The following is a 21,254-nucleotide window of genomic DNA, read 5'->3' on the forward strand; positions in this document are numbered from 1 at the left end:
ACTTTGCAGGAGTTTTCCGCACTAGCCTAATGAACGTTTGGTCGCATTGATATCCTCAAACTATACATCAACTCAAAATAAGATAAAGTTGTTTAAGGAAATCATATTAATTGCATGAGTACTTTACCCAAACACGGTGCATAGGTATTGAAAATGAAATATAACAGACACATGAAATATACATCATTAAAGTTAGATACATCACTTTTTCTTTTGGAAAAAGCCAACGAAATACACAACGAACTAAGTGCCTTTTTATCCGATTTAAGCATCTCCACGGCCAGTATTATCAAGGTTGATTGCTACCTGCCAATGACCAATAAAGATGAATACACCGCATGCCATTCAGCTTTTGAGTCGACTATGGCACAGCTCTTTGGCTCCAGTAAACCTGCAAATACACTGATTAATCAAGAAACTGTAGGAGCAGGAAACCAGGCAATCTTCCGAATTGGCCTCATCGATCCTAAAAAGGCAAGGGTAACGCATAAACAGTTTCAGAAGCATGCCTATACCTTAGTGGAAATAAATGATGAAAAGGTTTTACTCTCAGGAAATATTCATTTCGACACTTCGGATGAGCTGCGGAACATTCAGCTGGCCTACGACTTTGCCGAACAGCTGTTGGACCATGAAGAGATGAATCTGGGACATATGGCCCTGCTGTCGGATTATATTAAGCAAGCAGAAAAAAGCAGGACGGATGATGAGAGCACCAATATGGCTGAAGAAGTTCGCACCCTCTATTTTGACCCAGTGTTATTTAAACATGGTTATCCGTTACAGCTAAAAAACAACAGTCGTCAAAGCGGCTACACAATTGACTTTATTGCAGCCTCAAAAGATGGGTTCCCAACGGCACAATATGCGTTCCAAAACAATGAGGACAAGCACTCAACTGTTGGATGCTACCTGCCTGCTCTACAGAAAATATTTATTGGAAATATACCGCTTAGTTCTGGCACTGAGGTACAAAATAAGACCCAAGAGGTGGTGAACGGCATTGCTGACATTTTGAAAAACTACAGCAAAACAACCAATGTGATTGACGAAATTAAGGTACGCGTGGCAGATGCGGCTCAGGTACGTGCTATTGAAGACCAGTTCACCAAACAACTGCCGCCTCACAAGCTCACTGTGCTAAAGCCAACTGCTCAACAATCCGCAGATAGCTTTATTGCTGAAGTGATTGTCACAAGCACTCTCTAATAAAATTAACCATTGCCGAACAAGCCCATTTTACCTATTTTCGCACAATTATAAAAAGAAGACGATTAACAGATGTGGATTTATATAGCACGCTTTATACTGCGTAACAGAATAGCCATTTTAATTGCTTTATTCCTGGTAACGGTATTTATGGGCATCATGTCGCGACAAATTGAAATGTCGTACCAATACGCCCCGTTATTGCCGGAAGACGACCCAACCTATCTGGAGTATCAGGAGTTTCTGAGCATCTATGGCACCGAAGGGAATATGGTGATAATTGGCCTTCAAAACGAGGACTTTTTTGAGCTTGAGGATTTCAACAACTGGCAAGACCTTTCAAAATCATTAATGGAGATAGAAGGGGTAACGTCGGTTTTTTCAATCGGTCAATCTTACAACCTTAAAAAAAACAGCCAGGAAAAATGCTTTGAGATAGAGCCCATTTTCCCCGATAAGGTAAGCTACCAAACAGAGCTCGATTCGCTTAAAAAAGTCTTTTACAGTCTGCCCTTTTACGACGAACTCCTGTACAACAAAAACACCGATGCCTATTTAATGGCACTCACACTTGATGCAGACATTTTGCACAGTAAAGAGCGGGTTGAACTGGTTAATCAGATTCAGAAAACCGGTCAGGCTTTTGTTCAAAAAACCAAGCAGGAAATTCATTACTCCGGACTTCCATACATTCGGGTGGTCACCGCTGAGATGATAAAGAAGGAGCTGAACATGTTTATTTTTCTGGCACTGGGCATTACTGCGCTGATAATCTTCTTGTTTTTCCGTTCCTTTAAAGTGGTCATGTTCTCAATGCTGGTGGTGGGTATTGCCGTTATTTGGGCTCTGGGTATTCAGGGCATTTTTGGCTATAAAATTACCATTCTAACAGGGATGATTCCGCCGCTTATTATTGTTATTGGCATTCCCAATTCGGTCTTTCTTCTTAACAAATACCATCAGGAATATCGCAAGCATCAAAATAAAATAAAGGCACTGCAACGGGTTATTCGAAAGATTGGAAATGCGACATTTCTCACCAACCTGACCACCGCCTCCGGTTTTGCTACTTTCATCTTTACAAGCAGTAAAATACTGGTTGAATTTGGGGTGATTGCCGCCATAAACATCATGGTGGTATTTATTTTATCCATCCTGCTGATTCCAATAATATTTAGTTTCCTCGATGGGCCCAAAGAGCGTCACCTGAACCACCTTAACAACCAAACCGTTGATAAGGCAGTTAAAGGACTGGTTCGCATCACCCTTAATCATCGCACAAAAATCTATTGGGTGGCCGGCTTCATGCTGTTTCTGGGCATTATTGGTATTTCAAAAATAAAAACCACAGGGTTTATGCTGGATGACATTCCGCACGACGATCCGCTTTACGTTGACCTCAAGTTTTTTGAGAGCAACTTCAATGGCCTCATGCCATTAGAGCTGATGATTGACACCAAAAAGCCCAACGGTGCTATTTCGGGAAGCAACCTGAAACGCATGGACAAGCTGCAGGAGGAGTTGAAAGAATTTGAGGCCATCTCACACCCGCTCTCAATGGTAGAAGTGGTGAAGTTTGCCCGTCAGGCATTTTACAACGGAAAGCAAAGCCATTATAAAGTACCAAGCAATCAGGAGCGCAACTTCATCCTTTCCTATGTTAATAAAAGTGATACGCAAAACACGGCCAACAATGGCCTGATCACTACTTTTATTGATTCAACCAAACAAAGGGCGCGACTAAGTTTTCGGATGAAAGATATCGGCACCACAGAGATGGCAGCGATGGATACAAAAATACGCGAAACCATTTCGAGCGTTTTCCCACCCGATAAATATTACACCTCCCTAACAGGCGCCAGTGTGGTGTTTTTCAAGGGAACCGATTACCTGGTGCGTAACCTGTTTACCAGCCTTTTACTGGCCATTGTGCTGATTGCATCCTTTATGGCCTGGATGTTTTCATCTAAACGGATGGTGCTGGTTTCGCTTATTCCCAACATTTTCCCATTGATTATGACCGCGGCGCTGATGGGCTTTTTCCATATTCCAATCAAGCCATCGACCATATTGGTATTCAGCATTGCGTTTGGTATCAGTGTTGATGACACCATTCACTACCTGGCCAAATACCGTCAGGAACTATCCGAAACCAATTGGAGCATTAGGGCCGCAGTGGTGTTGGCGCTAAAAGAAACAGGCGTTAGCATGATTTATACATCCATCATTCTGTTCTTTGGCTTTGGTATCTTTAGTGTGTCGCAGTTTGGGGGTACCGTAGCACTTGGCATTCTGGTAGCCGTCACACTCTTAATTGCCTTGTTTTCAAACCTTATTTTACTTCCTGCGTTGTTATTAACATTAGAAAAATCCATTACTAACCAGTCCTTTAAAGAGCCTCTGCTTCATATTTATGACGAAGATGAAGACATTGAGCTGGAAGAACTGAGGATAGAAAAAAAGAAAGACCTTAAATCAGTAAACAGCCATTAGTATGTACACAATATCTGACCTTCAAAAAATCGTTGAAAAAGAGCTGGCTAAACAAGATTACATTGTTGAACCGGCCAATTTATACCGCCCTATCGACTACGTGATGGGCATGGGTGGAAAACGCATTCGTCCGACACTATGCCTGGCCGGTTGCTATTTGTTTGATGATGATATACAAAACGCACTGAACCCGGGGTTATCGCTGGAGATTTTTCATAATTTCACCCTGCTGCACGACGACATTATGGATAAGGCAGATGTGCGACGCAACCAACCAACCGTGCATAAAAAATGGGATGAAAACACGGCCATCTTATCAGGCGATGCCATGTTGATAAAAGCCTATCAGTATGCAACGCTGACCGATGCCAGGTTTTTAAAAAAAGTATTGGACCTATTTAGCCAAACGGCTATTGAGGTCTGCGAGGGTCAGCAATACGACATGGAATTCGAACACCGCGATGATGTGAAGGTGGATGATTACCTAACGATGATTCGCCTTAAAACAGCTGTACTTCTGGCTGCCAGCTTAAAAACCGGCGCCATAGTAGGAGGGGCCTCCGATAAAAATGCTGATTTACTCTATGAATTTGGGGAGAACATTGGCTTAGCCTTTCAGCTGCAAGATGACTTTTTAGACGTGTATGGCAACATTGATACATTTGGGAAAGCTATTGGAGGAGATATTGTTGCCAATAAGAAAACATTTTTATTGCTTAATGCGTTACAATTGGCGTCGGGTTCATTGCGCGACGATCTTTTACATTGGATTAATGCAGAGACCTTTAATTCGGATGAAAAGATAGAAGCAGTTCGCAACATCTACAATACACTTGAGGTAGATGCATTGGCAAAAGATAAAATGGGTTTTTATTTCGACAAAGCCATAAATGCATTAAATCAGGTGGATGGACGCGAAACAATGAAGGATGAGCTCCGTAAGTTTGCAATGCAACTTATTGAGCGCTCCCGCTAGACAGAAACTTTAACAAAGCCAGAATAATACGCATAATATGGAAAAATTGGTTGGTACCATCATACAAATCGTTGGTCCGGTAGTAGACGTTAGCTTCGAATTAAGCGATGAGGAGCTGCCAAACATCTTGGATGCTCTAGAAATAAAGCGTGAAGGCCACCCTTCAATAATTATTGAGTGCCAGCAACATATTGGCGAAAGCACCATCCGCTGCATAGCCATGGATTCAACCGATGGCCTGATGCGAGGACTGGAGGTTACCCATTTGGGCAAACCCATCACCATGCCTGTTGGCGAAAGTGTTAAAGGTCGTCTGCTCAACGTTGTAGGTGATGCCATTGATGGCATTGGCGAGGTAAGCAAAGAAGGAGGTAACCCTATCCACAGAGACCCGCCATCATTTGAAGAATTATCAACACAAGCCGAAATATTATTCACGGGCATTAAGGTCGTGGATTTGATTGAACCTTATGCTAAAGGAGGAAAAATTGGTTTATTCGGCGGTGCCGGAGTAGGAAAAACCGTATTGATCCAGGAGCTGATTAACAACATTGCTAAAGGCCACGATGGACTATCGGTATTTGCAGGGGTAGGGGAGCGCACCCGTGAAGGAAATGACCTGCTGCGCGAAATGATTGAATCCGGGATTGTTAACTACGGCGAGGCCTTTAAAGAGGACATGGAGAAAGGTGGCTGGGACTTATCATTGGTGGACAAAAAAGCGCTGGATACCTCACAGGTAACCATGGTGTTTGGACAGATGAATGAGCCGCCAGGTGCACGGGCACGCGTTGCCCTGTCGGGCTTAACCGTAGCCGAGAGTTTCCGCGATGGAGACGGGACCGGCGCCGGACGTGATGTGCTGCTGTTTGTTGATAACATCTTCCGCTTTACACAAGCCGGTTCAGAGGTATCGGCACTATTGGGCCGCATGCCGTCAGCTGTAGGTTATCAGCCAACTCTCTCTTCGGAGATGGGAGCCTTGCAGGAGCGCATTGCCTCAACCAAACACGGCTCAATCACCTCAGTACAGGCCGTTTATGTGCCGGCCGATGACTTAACCGATCCGGCTCCGGCAACAACCTTTGCCCACCTGGATGCCAAAACTGTATTAAGCCGTAAAATTGCCGAGCTGGGTATTTATCCGGCGGTGGATCCGTTGGATTCGACCTCCCGAATGCTGACACCTGAAATAGTTGGTGATGATCATTACAGCACCGCTCAGGCCGTTATCGAGATACTACAGCGCTACAAGGAACTGCAAGATATTATTGCTATTCTGGGTATGGAAGAGCTATCGGAAGAAGATAAACTGGTAGTGCACCGTGCCCGCCGTGTACAGCGTTTCCTTTCACAACCCTTCCACGTTGCCGAACAGTTCACCGGTCTTAAAGGGGTCTTTGTATCCATTGAAGATACCATTAAAGGCTTTAAGATGATACTTAACGGGGAAGTGGATCAATACCCTGAAGCCGCTTTCAACCTGGTTGGAACCATTGAAGAGGCGATTGCCAAAGGTGAAGAATTGTTGAAACAAGCAAAATCAGCCTAATGGAAGATCTGCATTGCGAAATAGTAACACCGGTGAAAGTTATTTATGATGCACCCGTTGGATTAGTGACCGTTCCTGGCGAGAAAGGGCAATTTACCTTACTTAAAAATCACGCCCCCATTATTTCGGTGCTAAAAGAAGGCAAAATACGGGTGATAAGTAAAACCGGTCACGAGGAGTATTTTGACTGTAAAAGTGGCGTGTTAGAATGCGAAAACAACAAAGTGACCATCTTAATTCATAAGAGTTAAAAGTCAGTTTAGAAGATAACACCATTGAATCTCGGCAATACCCCGGGATTTTTTTATTTTTGCGAATAATCTAATAGCTGAAAGAAAGGGCTGAAGCGCCTCCTTTTATCTCAATACAAACAAAGCATGAAAATCCTTATAATCCGTTTAAGCTCAATTGGTGACATCATTCAATGCATGTCGGTGGTAACCGGACTGAAGAACAAGTTTCCGGAAGCAGAAATTCATTGGGTAGTCAGGGCTGATATGGAATCATTGGTGCGCATTGATCCACGCATCGATCACATTTGGGCGTTTGACCGTAAAGAAGGATTTGGTGGTGTTTTTAAACTCGGTTCCAGACTGAAAAGGGAACAGTTTGACCTGATTTATGACGCCCACAGTAACATTCGCTCAAACATCCTTAAACTGGTGCTCTGTCCATTTGGGCTCTGTAATCTGTTTAAAAGAAATAAGCTGGTCACCCGCCATAAGGATCGCCTCAAGCGTTTACTGCTATTCCGCTTCGGCATCAACCTGTTACCTAAACCATTTAAGGCTTTGGACTCCTTCCGTCACCCGCTAAAAAAGTGGGACGTAAGCGAGTTTAACACCCCTTTTAGCGACTGGAATTTTCCACGTGAAACAGAAGAAAAGATTGAACAACTGGTTCTGAAACAGCTGCCCGACCCCCGAAAGTTTGTTACTCTGGTTCCATCAGCCGCCTGGGAACTAAAACGTTGGCCAGTCAATTACTGGCAAGAGCTGGTAACCATAAGAAAAGACCTGCACTTTGTGGTACTGGGAGGACCAGGTGATACTTTTTGTGAAGAAATTAAAGCGTCCGCACCCGAGCGGGTGATTAACCTCGCTGGTAAAACATCTCTAATGGAGAGCTTTTGTGCTGTTTGGCATTCCCCTTATGTGATTAGTGGTGATACCGGGTTTTTACATGCTGCCGACTTATTTCAGAAGCCCGGTCAGGCAATCATTGGCCCAACGGCCTTTGGCTATCCATCGAACCCGAAAATGAAAGTGATGGAGGTGGATTTACCTTGCCGCCCATGTACCAAAGATGGCAGCACCAAATGCAAGTTAAAAGAAGAAAGGAAATGCCTGATGGACATCTCCCCTCTATTAGTTGCCAAGTCAATTGACTTATAGTTATTTCTGCTGAGATTGAATAAAGGCTACCACTTCCTGGTGGCCGTTTGATTGGGCAAAATCCAAAGACGATTCGCCATCCACATCTACCATTGAAAGGTCGGCTCCGTGGGCAACTAAAAGCTTTACGACATCCAGCTGGCCTTCGGAGGCCGCCATCATAACCGGTGTCCACTGCTCCTCGCTGTCGGTAGCATTAAGATTGGCACCCGCCTGTATCAGCGTCTCCACCGCTTGTGTAAACGGGCCGGTTGATGCAAACATCAAAGCGGTGCGGTTCACGCCGTCCACTGCATCTACCTTGGCGCCTTTTTCAAGTAAAACCGAAATAATATGATGATGTCCGTTATAAGCTGCCAGCATTAAAGCACTGTGCTGGTTATCGTCCGTGGCATTCACATCAACGCCACTACTAATAGCTTCCTTTACCTTCTCAAGATCGCCCTCTAAAGCAGCTTGAAAATAAGCTGACATACTGACGCTCAGTGCCTCTGTCGGCACAGCATCTGCCTGATCCAACTCGTTGCTTTGCTTTGCATCCTTCTTACCCGATGACTGACAAGCCATTAGGACAATCATCAATGTCACACCAGTCAGTGTTACTAATCTCTTCATTCGACTATTTTATTATTAAATTGCTCATGTATAAATGCCGTTTTAATTCCACAGCTATCGTGACTAATAGATGGCCTCTGCCACCTTTTTGGTGCTTGCAGTAGCCATCATGGTATAAAAGTGCAGAATGGGCACATTGTGTTCTATCAGCTCTTTAGCCTGGTGAATGCACCACTCAACACCCACCTGTTTGACCTCATCATTGTTTTTACATTTACGCATTTCCCTGGCAAAATCCTCAGGAATATCCACATGAAAGATTTTAGGTAACACTGTTAACTGATTCATTAATGTAATCGGCTTTAAACCGGGAACAATAGGAACGGTGATACCCATTTCCCGAGCTCTGTTTACAAACTCGAAGTACTTTTTATTGTCGAAGAACATTTGCGTAACAATGTACTCCGCACCGGCATCTACCTTTTGCTTTAACCAGTATAGATCCGAGTCCATATTAGGCGCCTCCTCATGCTTTTCGGGATAACCCGCCACGCCATAACTAAAAGGTGTATCAAAGGCATCGACCAGCGTACCATCGAGAAACTGACCCGCATTTAGTTCATTCACCTGCCTTACCAAATCCAAGGCATATTGATTCCCCTCTTCAGAGGCCCCGGCAAATTGCTTTTTACTGGCATTATCGCCTCTTAACACAAGTATATCGTGAATACCCAAGAAATTCAGGTCAATTAAGGCATACTCGGTTTCGCTCTTAGTAAAACCACTGCAAATAATGTGTGGCACCACCTTTAATCCGTACCTGTGCTGGATCGACGCAGCTACAGCCACTGTACCGGGCCGTTTGCGGATAACCCGGCGCTCATATAGACCATTGGCGGTATCCTTGTACTGCATCTCATCCCTGTGGGAAGTTATATTGATGTAAAGCGGGTTAAACTCCTTTAGTTGGTCAATGGTGTTAAACACTTTATCAATGCTATTCCCTTTGAGAGGTGGCAATAATTCAAAGGAGAAACCGGTTTTTACGGTTGATTTTATTTGTTCTGCTACGGTCATTATATCAATTGTGATTTGTTGAATCGTTGATTTGGAAATTTGCTGATTTGTAGACTTGAACTTATCAATTCAACAAATCAGCAAATCAACATTTCGACAATATCATTTTACTTATACTCCAAATTCAGAGGAATCCATTTTTCAACCTCTTGTTCGGTGCAACCTTTTCGCTTGGCAACATCCTGCACCTGGTCCTTACCAATTTTGCCAAGGCCAAAATAGATGGCATCCGGATGCGCCAGGTATATACCGCTTACCGAAGCATTAGGATACATGCTGTAGTGCTCGGTTAAGGTAATGCCTGCATTCTCCTCGGCCTGCAAGAGGTCAAAGAGGGTGCGCTTCTCACTATGATCCGGACAAGCCGGATAACCCAGTGCCGGACGAATACCGCGGTAACGCTCACGAACCAGGTTCTCGTGGTCAATCACCTCATCGGGAGCGTAACCCCAAAACTCCGTTCTGATTCGATAATGCAACAACTCAGCGAAGGCTTCAGCCAGGCGATCGGCCAATGATTTTAACAGGATGCTGCTGTAATCATCATGATCAGCTTCAAACTGCTCCAGCCACTTTTCAATTCCAATGCCCGCTGTTACGGCGAAACCGCCAATATGGTCGAAACGCTTGCTTTCTTTAGGTGCCACATAATCACTCAAACAGTGGAACACCTTTTTACCAGGCTTATCTTGTTGCTCGCGCAGATGATGGAACGTGGCCATCACCTCCTGTCGCGATTCATCGGTATACACCTCAATATCATCACCTACACTATTGGCCGGAAAGATGCCAAACACCGCGTTGGCCTGCAGCATATGCTCATTCTCAATCCGATCCAACATGGCTTGCGAGTCGCGATACAGCTTCAAGGCCTCCTCGGCTTTCGCTTTGGCGTCGTCGGTGCGGTAGCGTTCCAGCCACTTGGCTTTCGAAGCCTCATCCACCACCGAATCCATATCCGTGTAGTTACCCGTAAGGCGCCAGGCCTGGTAAAAGAACGTCCAGTCAATGAACTTACGAATCTCACTTATGGGATAATCCTCCAGCACGCGTACACCGGCCTCTGCGGGGAGTGGGGTAATGGTATTAGACCAGTCGATTTGGTGCTTTCGGGCCCGCGCCTCTTCAATGGGCAACAGACTGATGGTTTTTTTACTGGCATTGCGTTCACGCAGGCCTTCGTATTCCTGCTTAACGTTTTGCACGAACTTCTCTTTCTCTTTGGCTGAAAGCAAGGCACTCACCACCTGCGCACTCTTTGAAGCATCTTTGACGTGAACCACCGGACTGTCATACTCCGGTTCAATTTTTACAGCCGTGTGAATTTTTGAGGTAGTAGCCCCCCCAATCAACAATGGGATATTGAAACTGTTGCGCTTCATCTCCTTAGCTACATTCACCATTTCCTCGAGCGAAGGTGTAATCAACCCACTTAACCCGATGATATCGGCACCATGCTCAATCGCCTTCTTTAGAATTGCTTCGGTAGGCACCATCACCCCCAAATCGATTACTTCGTAGTTGTTACAGCCTAATATTACGCCCACAATATTTTTACCAATATCGTGCACATCACCCTTTACGGTCGCCATCAATATTTTGCCATTGGTTTTAGCTCCTCCGGTCAAAGCTTTTTCCTCCTCAATAATAGGCTGAAGAATGGCCACTGCTTTTTTCATCACACGCGCAGTTTTCACCACCTGTGGCAAAAACATCTTACCGCTTCCAAACAGTTCACCCACCACATTCATCCCATCCATCAGGGGCTGCTCAATAATATCAAGAGCCGTTGGGTACTTTTCCAAAGCTTCAGCTACATCTACGTCCAGGTAGTCGCTGATGCCTTTCACCAGGCAATGGCTCAGACGCTCTTCCAGGGTTCCTTCACGCCAGGCTGCTTGCTGGATTTCGCCTTGTGCCTGCTGGGTGTTTTTTATTTGCTCGGCATACTCTACCAAACGGTCAGTCGCATCACTGCGCTTGTTTAATACCACATCTTCGACATATGCCAGGAGTTCTTTGGGGATATCATCATATACCTGCAGCATGGCCGGATTCACAATTCCCATATCAAGACCTTCCTGAATAGCATAGTATAAGAATACTGAGTGAATGGCCTCGCGCACCACATTATTCCCTCTAAACGAGAACGATAAATTACTAATACCTCCACTAATGTGCGCATGTGGTAGGTTTTCTTTTATCCACTTACAGGTTTTAATAAAGTCGACTGCGTAGTTATTGTGCTCCTCAATGCCTGTTGCAATGGCCAGCACGTTCGGATCGAAAATGATGTCCTGAGGCGGGAAGTTCACTTTTTCGGTCAACAGTTTATAAGCCCTGCTACAAATTTCTTTACGCCGTTCAAAAGTATCGGCCTGTCCTTTTTCATCAAAAGCCATCACTACAACGGCAGCGCCATACTTTTTAATGGTACGGGCATGCTCAAGAAACAGTTCGTCGCCTTCTTTAAGGCTGATACTATTGACCACAGACTTACCCTGCAGACATTTCAACCCAGCTTCAATCACCTCAAATTTAGAGGAATCAACCATCACCGGCACTTTCGACACATCCGGGTCAGACATAAGCATATTCAGAAAAATCACCATCTCTTCTTTCGCGTCGAGCATGGCATCATCCATGTTTACATCTACTATTTGTGCCCCATTTTCAACCTGATGACGGGCAATATCCACTGCCTCTTCATATTTCTTCTCCTTTATTAAGCGCAAAAACTTACGAGAGCCGGCCACGTTACAACGTTCACCAATATTCACAAAGTTGGCCTCTTTACGCATCTGCAAGGATTCCAACCCACTTAGGTGCGTAATGGGAGAGGGCTGCACTTTTTGATGCCCATCGTACTTGGCAGCTACTTTAGCCATGGCGGCAATGTGCTCAGGCGTAGTTCCGCAGCAACCACCAATAATATTCACCTTGCCATCGGCCATCCAGTGCTCCACTAAAGCCGACATCTGAGAAGGCGACTGATCATACTCGCCAAACTGGTTTGGCAAACCCGCATTAGGGTGAGTACTGATATAGAAAGGGGCATTTTTTGACAATTCAGTCACATAGGGTTCCAGTTCCTCTGCGCCTAGCGAACAGTTAAGACCAATACTGAGAATGTCCATGTGCGAAATGGAATCGATAAAGGCCTGTAGCGTTTGCCCCGATAGGGTACGTCCGCTGGCATCGGTAATGGTTCCAGACACCATAATTGGCAATTTACACGCTTCCTCTTCAAACACTTCATCAATGGCAAACAGAGCGGCCTTGGCATTAAGTGTATCAAATACGGTTTCGATCATCAGCAGGTCAGCCCCTCCTTTGATAAGAGCTCTTACCTGCTCTTTATAGGCTTCTTTGACCTCATCAAAACTGGTTGAACGGTAGCCCGGATTATTCACATCTGGCGATAAAGACAAGGCCTTATTCAGTGGTCCAATGGAGCCACAAACAAAACGAGGTTTATCAGGATTTTTCGCGCTATAGACATCTGCCACTTCACGGGCGATACGAGCCGATTCGAAGTTGATGTCCCACACGGCCTCCTGCATGTCGTAATCGGCCTGCGAAATAGAAGTCGCATTAAAGGTATTGGTTTCAATAATGTCAGACCCTGCCTCTAGGTATTTGGCATGAATTTCCTTGATTATATCGGGCCGGGTTAACGACAAAATATCATTATTCCCTTTGATGAGCATGTGGTGATTTTTAAAACGCTCGCCTCTGTAATCTTCTTCCTCAAGCTTATAGGTCTGAATAAGGCTTCCCATGGCGCCATCAAGCAGCAGTACCCGTTCTTTGATGACTTTATACAACAATTCTGTTCGCGTCATATTGATTCTATGAATTTGAAAATTGTGGTTAATGTTTTTATGGTATTTGGTGTTTTACTTCAACTCAAACGGAGCAGTAAAAAGCAACTTCAGGTTAACTAACAATCCAATATCTTAATAGTTAGACCTGAATTAGCAAAATTACTATAATTTTTTTCCAATGAGATAAATAATGGCAGGAAGTGCCACACTGCGGCAGTTACAACCTGTATTCCCCATCTTCTCTGATTGATAATCAACCTTTAACCCGCGATTTTGTTATTTTTGAACAGACTAATCAATGTTCCTGATGACCACAACCAAACTCAAGATACTATTATTACTCGTTGCATGTCCCACTTTGCTGTTCAGCCAGTCGAAGATGGACATCATCAACAACAGCGAAAAGGCCGTTTTTGATGTGCGCACCTACAACAGTAATAAGCAGCTGACGGCCTCAGCTTCAGGCTTTTTTATAAGCAGCGATGGCCTTGCCATAACAATGGGGCAGGTTTTCGAAAAGGCAGATTCAGCCGTGATTACACTCAGAGGAGGAAAAAAGGTGGAAATAGAGCGAATCCTGTCGGTTCACCCAAACAGCAACATGGTGCTGATCAAAGTTAAACCGACGCGGCAAAAAACCTTCAGCTATTTAATTCCCGCCAAACAGTCCTTTACCAATAATGAGGAGCTCCTCATTTTTACTCATCCACTCGAATCACCGGATGGCATGACCCTGGCACCTGTAAAAAACCTGAGCTATTTCCATTACATTTCAAGGGTCGGCATTATTGACGGTCCGTTTACCTCTTTGTCTGCTGGTGCTCCCGCTATCTCGGACAAAGGACTGCTTTGTGGCATCCTTAACGTTTCGGATAATGGCTCACACAAAATACTCTACAGCAGCCACCTGCTGAACGACAGTAACTGGGTCAACATTAACCGGCCTTTTAGAAATACGTGGAGGCCAACAATACAACCCCTCTTTAATTCTCTGCTCAGCCAATCGCTGCTCAATATTAGCTGCCACGAATATGTTGAAGCAGCTAAAAATCTGAGCCAGCACATCAAAACGCACCCCAGAGACTATAAAGCCCATTGTCTAAGGGCATATGCCCGATTCAAATATGAGAACCTTACAGGGAGCCGCGCTGACTTTGAACTGTGCCAGGAGCTTAATCCGAATGGGTTTCTTCATCCATACTACCAAGGGCTTTTCCAATTGACAGAACAAAAAAATAGTGAGGCCCGCAATAGCTTTGAGACCTGTCTGGATAGGAAACTAAATTTCGCCCCGGCCATTATTCAACTTGCCAGGCTCAATTATGAGTCAAACAAGGCAGCACAAACAGCATTTGAATGGTACTCCGCCGCCATAGAGGCCGATTCGCTTTTAGCCGAGGGCTACTACGAACGGGCCCTGCTAAGAATGAAGCATTCTTCCTCCATGGATGGAACATTGAACGATATCGATAAAGCCATTTACCTCAACCCTGATTTACCGGGCCTCTTTTCCATACGCGGGGCCATTCATTTCAAGGAAAAAGACTACCTGCCAGCGATCAGTGATTTAGACCTGGCCATCGAGAAAGACCCAACAGATGTGCATGCCTGGTTTACACGCGGCATGGCTCACTATAACATCGGCATGCACGAAAAAGCCTGTTACGACTGGGACAAAGCCGGTCGATTAGGTAATTACGAGGCATTTACTTACCTGTCACGTTACTGTAAAGGAGTGAAGCTGGACAGTTACGACCGTTAATCAGCCCGTTTTTTATACCTTTGTATCTTTAATTTTGAATTATGATAACACAAGAAATACTTAAAGATTTATCGGGACGCGAGTTAGCGTTAAGGAGGTATCTTTGACATCGATCGTAAAAAGGTTGAGATAGAAGAAGAAGAGCTCCGATCACAGGCTCCTGATTTTTGGGACGATGCCCAAAAGGCAGAACAGCAAATGAAGAAACTGCGCGAGCTGAAAAGCTGGGTTTCGGACTATGAAGAGGTGGCCTCAGCAGTGGAAGACCTGCAGGTACTCTTTGATTTTCAGAAAGCAGGTGAAGCCGAAGCCGACGATGTGGACCAGCAGTATGAGCATGCGAAAATGCTTCTGGAGAACCTGGAGCTGAAAAACATGCTGCGCCGCGAAGAGGATAAGATGGGTGCTGTATTAAAAATAAATGCAGGAGCAGGTGGCACCGAAAGTCAGGATTGGGCGGAGATGCTTATGCGCATGTACATCCGTTGGGGGGAGTCGCACAACTACAAAATTAAAGAGGTTAACTACCAGCCTGGCGATGAAGCCGGGATAAAAACGGTGACCCTCCAGTTTGAAGGCGACTTTGCCTATGGCTACCTGAAGAGTGAAAACGGCGTGCACCGCTTAGTCCGTTTGTCGCCTTTTAATGCCGCCAATAAGCGCATGACATCGTTCACTTCGGTGTTCGTCATTCCGCTGATTGATGACACCATTGACATCGATATTAACCCCAGTGATATAACCTGGGAAACATTTCGCTCGGGAGGTGCTGGTGGACAGAATGTGAATAAAGTGGAAACAGGTGTTCGACTGCGACATGCGCCATCGGGCATTGTAATTGAAAACACCGAGTCACGCTCGCAGCTGGGTAATAAAGAAAATGCCATGCGTTTATTGAAATCTCAATTGTACGAGATTGAACTACGCAAAAAGCTGGAGGAACAAAACAAGGTAGAGTCACAAAAGAAAAAAATTGAGTGGGGATCGCAAATACGCTCGTATGTAATGCAACCCTATAAACTGGTTAAAGACGTGCGCACCAGCTACGAAACTTCTAATGTGCAGGCGGTGATGGATGGTGACATTGATGGTTTTATCAAAGCCTACCTGATGGAGTTTGGTGGCGAAGAAGTTTTTTAAACAAATGCTGCGCGTTATAGGTTAAATGAGTAGCAATAAATTAACAAGGTATGATTACAATATTACATAACCCACGATGCTCAAAAAGCCGTGCCGGCTTAGCGCTTCTGGAAGAAAAAGGTGTTGAATTTGAAGTGTGTAAATACCTCGATGATGCCTTAACGCCTGATGAGTTGGAAGAAATTGTTGACAAACTGGAGATCAGTCCATTGGATTTGATTCGTAAAAACGAAGAAGTTTATAAAACCGAGTTTGCCGACAAAGAATTGTCTGATGAAGAGTGGATATTGGCAATGCTTGAATACCCGCAACTCATTGAACGACCAATCGTTATTAACGGAGACAAAGCCGTTATCGGACGTCCAACAGAACTTATTGAAACTATTCTTTAACAGAACAGCCACAACAACAAATATAAAAACCGTTTAGCAAACAAGTCGCTAAACGGTTTTTTTAATATACCGGGAACAAATTCCCGGCCATCGAACCGTCTTTTTATCGGTAAGACTGACTACCCGAACTGCTGGTACCCGTCACTTTGATTGGGCCCTGCTCAATAATCAGATTTTTTCGACCACTACTCCCTTTTGCACTTAAGCTACCCGATGAAGCACTTAAAGCAAAGCTCAGCTCCTCTGCATCATTGCTTAGCTCCATAGATACGCTGCCCGATGATGATTTGAAAGTTGAATGGCCTGTTAGCTTGATGTTGGTGCCTCGCTGACTTCCGCTATTTGTTGACAGATGAACAGCACCTGTAACATTGTTCAAACTAATGCTGCCCGATGAAGCACCGGCCCGCACATCGCCTCTGACATTGCTAATTTTAAGGCTCCCGGAGCTAGCCTGGGCATAAAGATTATTTCCAATCGTTGCGATGGACTGACCACCCGATGAAGTTGTCACATCGGCTTCGCCCTTTACACCTTCTACTTTAATACCTCCCGACGAAGCTTTGGCTTTTAGATTGCCGCCTATGGTCATGTGTTTCTGACCGCCTGAGGAAGTAGTGGCGCGCACATCCCCTGCTATATCGGCCGTTGAAATACCTCCTGATGAAGCTTCAGCGCTTAGGTCAGAATCAATATTCTCTGCTTGAATACTCCCACTGGAAGTCTCCAGCTTCACAACCGCTTGTCCAACATTTGAAACATGAACACTCCCACTTGAGTTCTCCACATCAATATTCGTACTTTTCGGAACTTGTAATTCAAGCTTGCCTTTTACATTTCGTAACGAATTAGGTCGATCAATCCACACACGCAAGGTGCTGCCCGTTACATTGTGCCTAATTTTTACCTCGTAGCGTTCAGCCCCGGTTATTTCACCAGTCAGGCGCACATCGCTGCTATTAACACCCGAAATATTTACGTAACAAAACGATCCTTCCACCTCCACCGTTGTAATGTTGCTGAAGGAGGCATCCACTTTGTCAATCACATCTTGTGCATCAACCAATGGCAGCGTCATTAACGCGGCCATAAGTATCCAGCACCTTAATCTTGAAACTTTCATCATAGTATAAATTTGGTGTAAATTATTTGCTCACATAATAGGCCTGTCGGTCCTATCGAAAAATAGGACGCTCCAATGAGTGAATAAGTTACAGCTCTTCAGTACTTTTTTCAACAATAAGCAATAAATAATACTACCAACACGGGCTCGATGTATCCATAGAATAGTCACTACGCAACTTTTTTCATCAGGCATTGTTGCTTTCTTGAAACACAAAATACTTGTGCATTATAAGTGATTGATTAATTTTGAAACATGGCAGATATGACAACAGAAGAGTTTGAAAAGGAGTGGGACCAACTGATTCTTAAGTTCAGCAAACATTTTAAAGTTGAGGCAGAATATGAATTTATTCTGTTTATGCTTGGTATTCAGGAAATGGGCTGGGGCTTTCGTGAGTTCACCAAAACCGAAAAAATGGATCTGATTAATGTAGCCCGCTGCCGCATTTTGGTGCGTCAGGGTGTAATTAAAGAAACAGGCATTGACAGTGAAGGCTTTCCTATTTTTGAGAGTACAGCCAAACTAAAATCCATGATGCCGTCCTACCAGAACCAGCTCATCAAAAAAGGCCTCATCGACTATTTTAAAGACCTGGAGTTTGCATAACACCAATTGAACTAACAATATTACCATGAAGTATTTATTATCAATCAGCCTGGCCGTTATTCTATTTACAGCCTGTAAGCAGCAACCCAAAGAAGGGGTTATGCTGTTGATGGAAACCTCTAAGGGAACCATGAAGATTAAGCTGTATGACGAAACGCCACAGCACCGCGATAATTTTGTGAAACTAGCCGAATCGGGTTACTATGACTCCTTACTTTTTCACCGGGTTATCAACGAATTTATGATTCAGGGTGGCGACCCCGACTCTAAAGGGGCAGCCCCGGGAGCGATGTTAGGGAATGGCGGCCCTGGCTATCAGGTACCAGCCGAAATTAATTACCCGACGCTTTTCCATAAAAAAGGGGCACTGGCAGCAGCCCGCACAGGCGATAATGTCAACCCTGAGCGCAAATCATCGGGTTCGCAATTTTATATTGTACAAGGCAAAACCTACAACGACGAAGGATTTAGTGCCATTGAAAAGCGCTACCAGGATATGAAACGCCAACAACTCTTCTACCAAACACTCGAAGAATACAAAGACACCCTTCAAACACTGCAGCAAGCCGGTAACCAGGAAGGTTTTATGGGCATGCGGGTGCTCATTGAAGAAGAGGTAGAAAAAAAGTTGGCCAGCGCACCTAAGCAAACCATTCCGGAGTCGGTAAAAGAAGTATACCGTACCCAAGGCGGAGTGCCCCATCTGGATGATAACTACACCGTATTTGGCGAAGTTGTTGAAGGCTTAGAAGTAATCGATTCCATTGCCACCGTTTCAACCAACCAAATGGACCGTCCACTGGAAGATGTGTACATCCTTAAAGTAGAAGTGCTAAAATAGTTAAGAGAATATTAAATGACCAATCCGGTAGCTGAGCTTTGTTTCGACTACCGGATTCTTTTTTTATATCTTGCATTCTCAAACAGAATTACCATGCAAAAATATCTTCTTCTCATAATTAGTCTATTGTATTTTACGGCTGTTAGCGCGCAGGAGCCCATCTACTATGTTAACATATCAACCAACCTGGGAACCATGAAGGTGAAACTGTACAACGAGACACCTAATCACCGTGATGCCTTCTTAAAACTGGTTGGTGAAAAGCATTTTGACGGCACCCTGTTTTATCGCGTTGTGAAAGGCTTTGTTATTCAAGGTGGTTCATCCGACTCGCGCAATGCAGCTCCCGGTAGAGCCATTGGTTATGGCAAGGCCATCAATATTGATGCAGAATACCATGATAATTGCTTTCACAAACGAGGAGCCCTCTGCGCCCCTCGTCAGCCCGAAGAGGTAAACCATTTTAAGATGTCGGACGTGTCGCAGTTTTACATTGTTCAGGGACGCAAATACACCGACAAAGAGCTGGATTTAATTGAGAAGGCCACCAACAACCCCATCAAGATAGAGCTCAAAAGACAATACTACCTGCCCCACAAAGAAGAATTGGCCCGCTTAAAAAAAGAAGATCCAAAAGCTTTTAACAAGTTGTTGCGAGATATTAAAGACAAAATAAATTTTCACTACAGTATATCAGATAAGATAGAGTTCAACGAGGCCCAACGCAAAGCCTACAGTGCGATAGGCGGCACCCCCGAACTGGATGGTGACTACACAGTTTTTGGAGAAGTGGTAGCTGGCCTGGATGTGGTCAATAAAATTGCCGCTGTACCGGTGGACAAAAATAACCGCCCGCGTACCGATGTGAAAATTAAAGTGAGTATTGTAACAAAGTAAGGCATGCAGATAAATTCTTTACACTTTAAACCAACACTATTTAATCGCATTAACAACCTTTTTTTGAGCCTGTTGGTCGCCTCTTGCTTGATGGCGTGCAACAGCCAAACTGATAAACAACAGAGAACGATAGATACATTCAAAGGCTCCTATCAGGATAACGCTAAAGGCATCGTCAGCCTGCGCACCTTTGATCACTACACGCGCCGCCTGCAGGATGGATACGGCTTTTATGTGGCCCCCGACCTGGTGATAACCAACCTGAGCTTTATCAAAGGCGCCTACAAGGTCAAAGCTTCACCATTGGATCTCGATGATTTCTCAACAGTAAAAGGCTATGTGGCCTATGATCTTGACCTGGATCTGGCACTCCTAAAAGTCAGTCGCCGAAACCTCAACTACCTCAGTATTAAAGATGCCACCTTCAAAGCAGACTCGGTATATCAGCTCTTTAGAAAAAACCGTCAGCTGTTCTATCATCAAGGACAAATGGGAAAGGAAACGGCTAACGACAGCATCTCATTTAAAAGTTACCAGGGGGAGTTTAAACCGGGCAACCCGGTATTTGCTCATAGCCATCGGCTGGCGGGCATGGTTCAGGAGTCTGGTGACAGCACCCGCATTTTAGATGCTCAATGGATTGGCCAGCTAATCAAGCATAAAGAAAAACAACCTCAATCGATTTATGAGCTACGAAATAAGTCTAATAAGGTCTATATTTCGCACACGCAAGTAAAAGGCTTCCGCATCATCACCAACATGGGCAACATCGAAATTGCACTGTCTGATGAAACGCCCCGCTATCGCGATAATTTCATTAAACTGGTCAGCGATCATTTCTACGACAGCCTTCTGGTGCATCGGGTTATCAAAGATTTTTTAATTCAAACCGGAGCAGCCGATTCCAAATACGCGAAAAAAGACGATGTGGTGGGCTGGCAGGGACCAGGCTATACCCTAAAGATGAATATTGTTCCTGAGCTGTTTCACAAGCGAGGCATGCTGGCAGCATCTAAGCTGCCTGAGGATCGCAACAAGCACAACCGCAGCGATGGGTCCCAGTTTTACATTGTGGCCGGGCGCCTGTTTAGCGATGCTGAGCTGGATGATTTGGAAGCAGAAAAAGGGATTAAGTACACAGCTGAGCAACGGCGGGCCTACACAACTGTTGGCGGTGCCCCTTATCTGGATGGTGACTATACCGTATTTGGCTGGGTCACCAAAGGCATGGAAGTAGTAGACCGGATGGCCGCTGTTAAAACCTATGCGGTTGACAGACCCGTTGATGAAATACGGATTAAAACCATTCAATTTCTTAAAAAATAAGTTTTCATCCTGATATCAACAGCTATTTAAGGATAAATACCCGATCCGGCAAAAAAAAAGATTTGGGCATTATGCATCCAT

17 protein-coding genes are annotated in these 21,254 nt (G+C 44.7%); 13 read left to right on the forward strand and 4 right to left on the reverse strand.

Annotation, left to right across the window (positions count from 1 at the left end; genetic code table 11):
- Positions 1-171: 171 nt before the first annotated feature.
- The 6 genes from ACSX1H_RS02590 to ACSX1H_RS02615 all read left to right on the forward strand — a co-directional run bounded on the left by ACSX1H_RS02590 (position 172) and on the right by ACSX1H_RS02615 (position 7,624).
- On the forward strand, positions 172-1,209 hold the full coding sequence (locus tag ACSX1H_RS02590; RefSeq protein ID WP_439182012.1) for a hypothetical protein: 1,038 nt from the start codon (positions 172-174) through the stop codon (positions 1,207-1,209).
- A gap of 72 nt (positions 1,210-1,281) precedes the next feature.
- A complete protein-coding gene (locus tag ACSX1H_RS02595) occupies positions 1,282-3,702 on the forward strand; it encodes an efflux RND transporter permease subunit (RefSeq protein WP_439182013.1) in 2,421 nt (806 codons plus the stop codon).
- Position 3,703: 1 nt separating this feature from the next.
- Positions 3,704-4,678, forward strand: a complete 975-nt coding sequence (locus tag ACSX1H_RS02600; RefSeq protein ID WP_439182014.1) for a polyprenyl synthetase family protein — start codon at positions 3,704-3,706, stop codon at positions 4,676-4,678.
- Between the two features lie 37 nt (positions 4,679-4,715).
- Positions 4,716-6,230, forward strand: a complete 1,515-nt coding sequence (gene atpD / locus ACSX1H_RS02605) for a F0F1 ATP synthase subunit beta (RefSeq protein WP_439182016.1) — start codon at positions 4,716-4,718, stop codon at positions 6,228-6,230.
- Positions 6,230-6,481: an ATP synthase F1 subunit epsilon gene (gene atpC / locus ACSX1H_RS02610; protein ID WP_439182017.1), complete on the forward strand. Its 252-nt coding sequence runs from the start codon at positions 6,230-6,232 to the stop codon at positions 6,479-6,481. Before atpD ends, atpC begins: the two co-directional genes overlap by 1 nt.
- Positions 6,482-6,607: 126 nt before the next feature.
- Complete coding sequence (locus ACSX1H_RS02615; protein ID WP_439182018.1) at positions 6,608-7,624, forward strand: glycosyltransferase family 9 protein; 1,017 nt, start codon at positions 6,608-6,610, stop codon at positions 7,622-7,624.
- On the opposite strand, the gene ACSX1H_RS02620 is transcribed toward ACSX1H_RS02615, so the two are convergent.
- The 3 genes from ACSX1H_RS02620 to metH form a co-directional block, all read right to left on the reverse strand.
- On the reverse strand, positions 7,625-8,239 hold the full coding sequence (locus ACSX1H_RS02620; RefSeq protein ID WP_439182019.1) for an ankyrin repeat domain-containing protein: 615 nt from the start codon (positions 8,237-8,239) through the stop codon (positions 7,625-7,627). It abuts the gene before it with no gap.
- Between the two features lie 63 nt (positions 8,240-8,302).
- Positions 8,303-9,256 (reverse strand): methylenetetrahydrofolate reductase [NAD(P)H], encoded by a 954-nt coding sequence (gene metF, locus ACSX1H_RS02625; RefSeq protein ID WP_439182020.1) that lies wholly within the window; start codon positions 9,254-9,256, stop codon positions 8,303-8,305.
- A 107-nt stretch (positions 9,257-9,363) separates the two neighbouring features.
- Complete coding sequence (metH, locus tag ACSX1H_RS02630) at positions 9,364-13,101, reverse strand: methionine synthase (RefSeq protein WP_439182021.1); 3,738 nt, start codon at positions 13,099-13,101, stop codon at positions 9,364-9,366.
- Between the two features lie 289 nt (positions 13,102-13,390).
- Between metH and ACSX1H_RS02635 the strand changes: the two genes are divergently transcribed.
- From ACSX1H_RS02635 to arsC, 3 genes are all read left to right on the forward strand, one after another.
- The gene (locus ACSX1H_RS02635) at positions 13,391-14,845 is read left to right on the forward strand and encodes a trypsin-like peptidase domain-containing protein (RefSeq protein ID WP_439182023.1); all 1,455 of its coding nucleotides are present in this window, start codon (positions 13,391-13,393) and stop codon (positions 14,843-14,845) included.
- A 41-nt stretch (positions 14,846-14,886) separates the two neighbouring features.
- Positions 14,887-15,985 (forward strand): peptide chain release factor 2 gene (gene prfB / locus ACSX1H_RS02640; protein ID WP_439182024.1). Its coding sequence is split into 2 segments (ribosomal slippage): positions 14,887-14,949 and positions 14,951-15,985, totalling 1,098 coding nucleotides; the frame shifts between segments, so codons are not numbered across the junction.
- Between the two features lie 50 nt (positions 15,986-16,035).
- Complete coding sequence (gene arsC / locus ACSX1H_RS02645) at positions 16,036-16,377, forward strand: arsenate reductase (glutaredoxin) (protein ID WP_439182025.1); 342 nt, start codon at positions 16,036-16,038, stop codon at positions 16,375-16,377.
- A gap of 103 nt (positions 16,378-16,480) precedes the next feature.
- On the opposite strand, the gene ACSX1H_RS02650 is transcribed toward arsC, so the two are convergent.
- Entirely contained in the window at positions 16,481-17,503 is a 1,023-nt protein-coding gene (locus ACSX1H_RS02650; RefSeq protein ID WP_439182026.1) for a DUF4097 family beta strand repeat-containing protein, read from the reverse strand.
- Positions 17,504-17,755: 252 nt separating this feature from the next.
- Here ACSX1H_RS02650 and ACSX1H_RS02655 point away from each other — a divergent pair, with 252 nt between their 5' ends.
- From ACSX1H_RS02655 to ACSX1H_RS02670, 4 genes are all read left to right on the forward strand, one after another.
- Positions 17,756-18,109, forward strand: coding sequence for a hypothetical protein (locus ACSX1H_RS02655; RefSeq protein ID WP_439182027.1), 354 nt, complete (start codon positions 17,756-17,758; stop codon positions 18,107-18,109).
- A 25-nt stretch (positions 18,110-18,134) separates the two neighbouring features.
- On the forward strand, positions 18,135-18,950 hold the full coding sequence (locus ACSX1H_RS02660; protein WP_439182028.1) for a peptidylprolyl isomerase: 816 nt from the start codon (positions 18,135-18,137) through the stop codon (positions 18,948-18,950).
- Between the two features lie 93 nt (positions 18,951-19,043).
- Positions 19,044-19,847, forward strand: coding sequence for a peptidylprolyl isomerase (locus ACSX1H_RS02665; RefSeq protein WP_439182029.1), 804 nt, complete (start codon positions 19,044-19,046; stop codon positions 19,845-19,847).
- Between the two features lie 3 nt (positions 19,848-19,850).
- The gene (locus ACSX1H_RS02670) at positions 19,851-21,173 is read left to right on the forward strand and encodes a peptidylprolyl isomerase (protein ID WP_439182030.1); all 1,323 of its coding nucleotides are present in this window, start codon (positions 19,851-19,853) and stop codon (positions 21,171-21,173) included.
- Positions 21,174-21,254: the final 81 nt, after the last annotated feature.

It is taken from the genome of Carboxylicivirga taeanensis (assembly GCF_051851475.1).
GTDB lineage: Bacteria > Bacteroidota > Bacteroidia > Bacteroidales > Marinilabiliaceae > Carboxylicivirga > Carboxylicivirga taeanensis.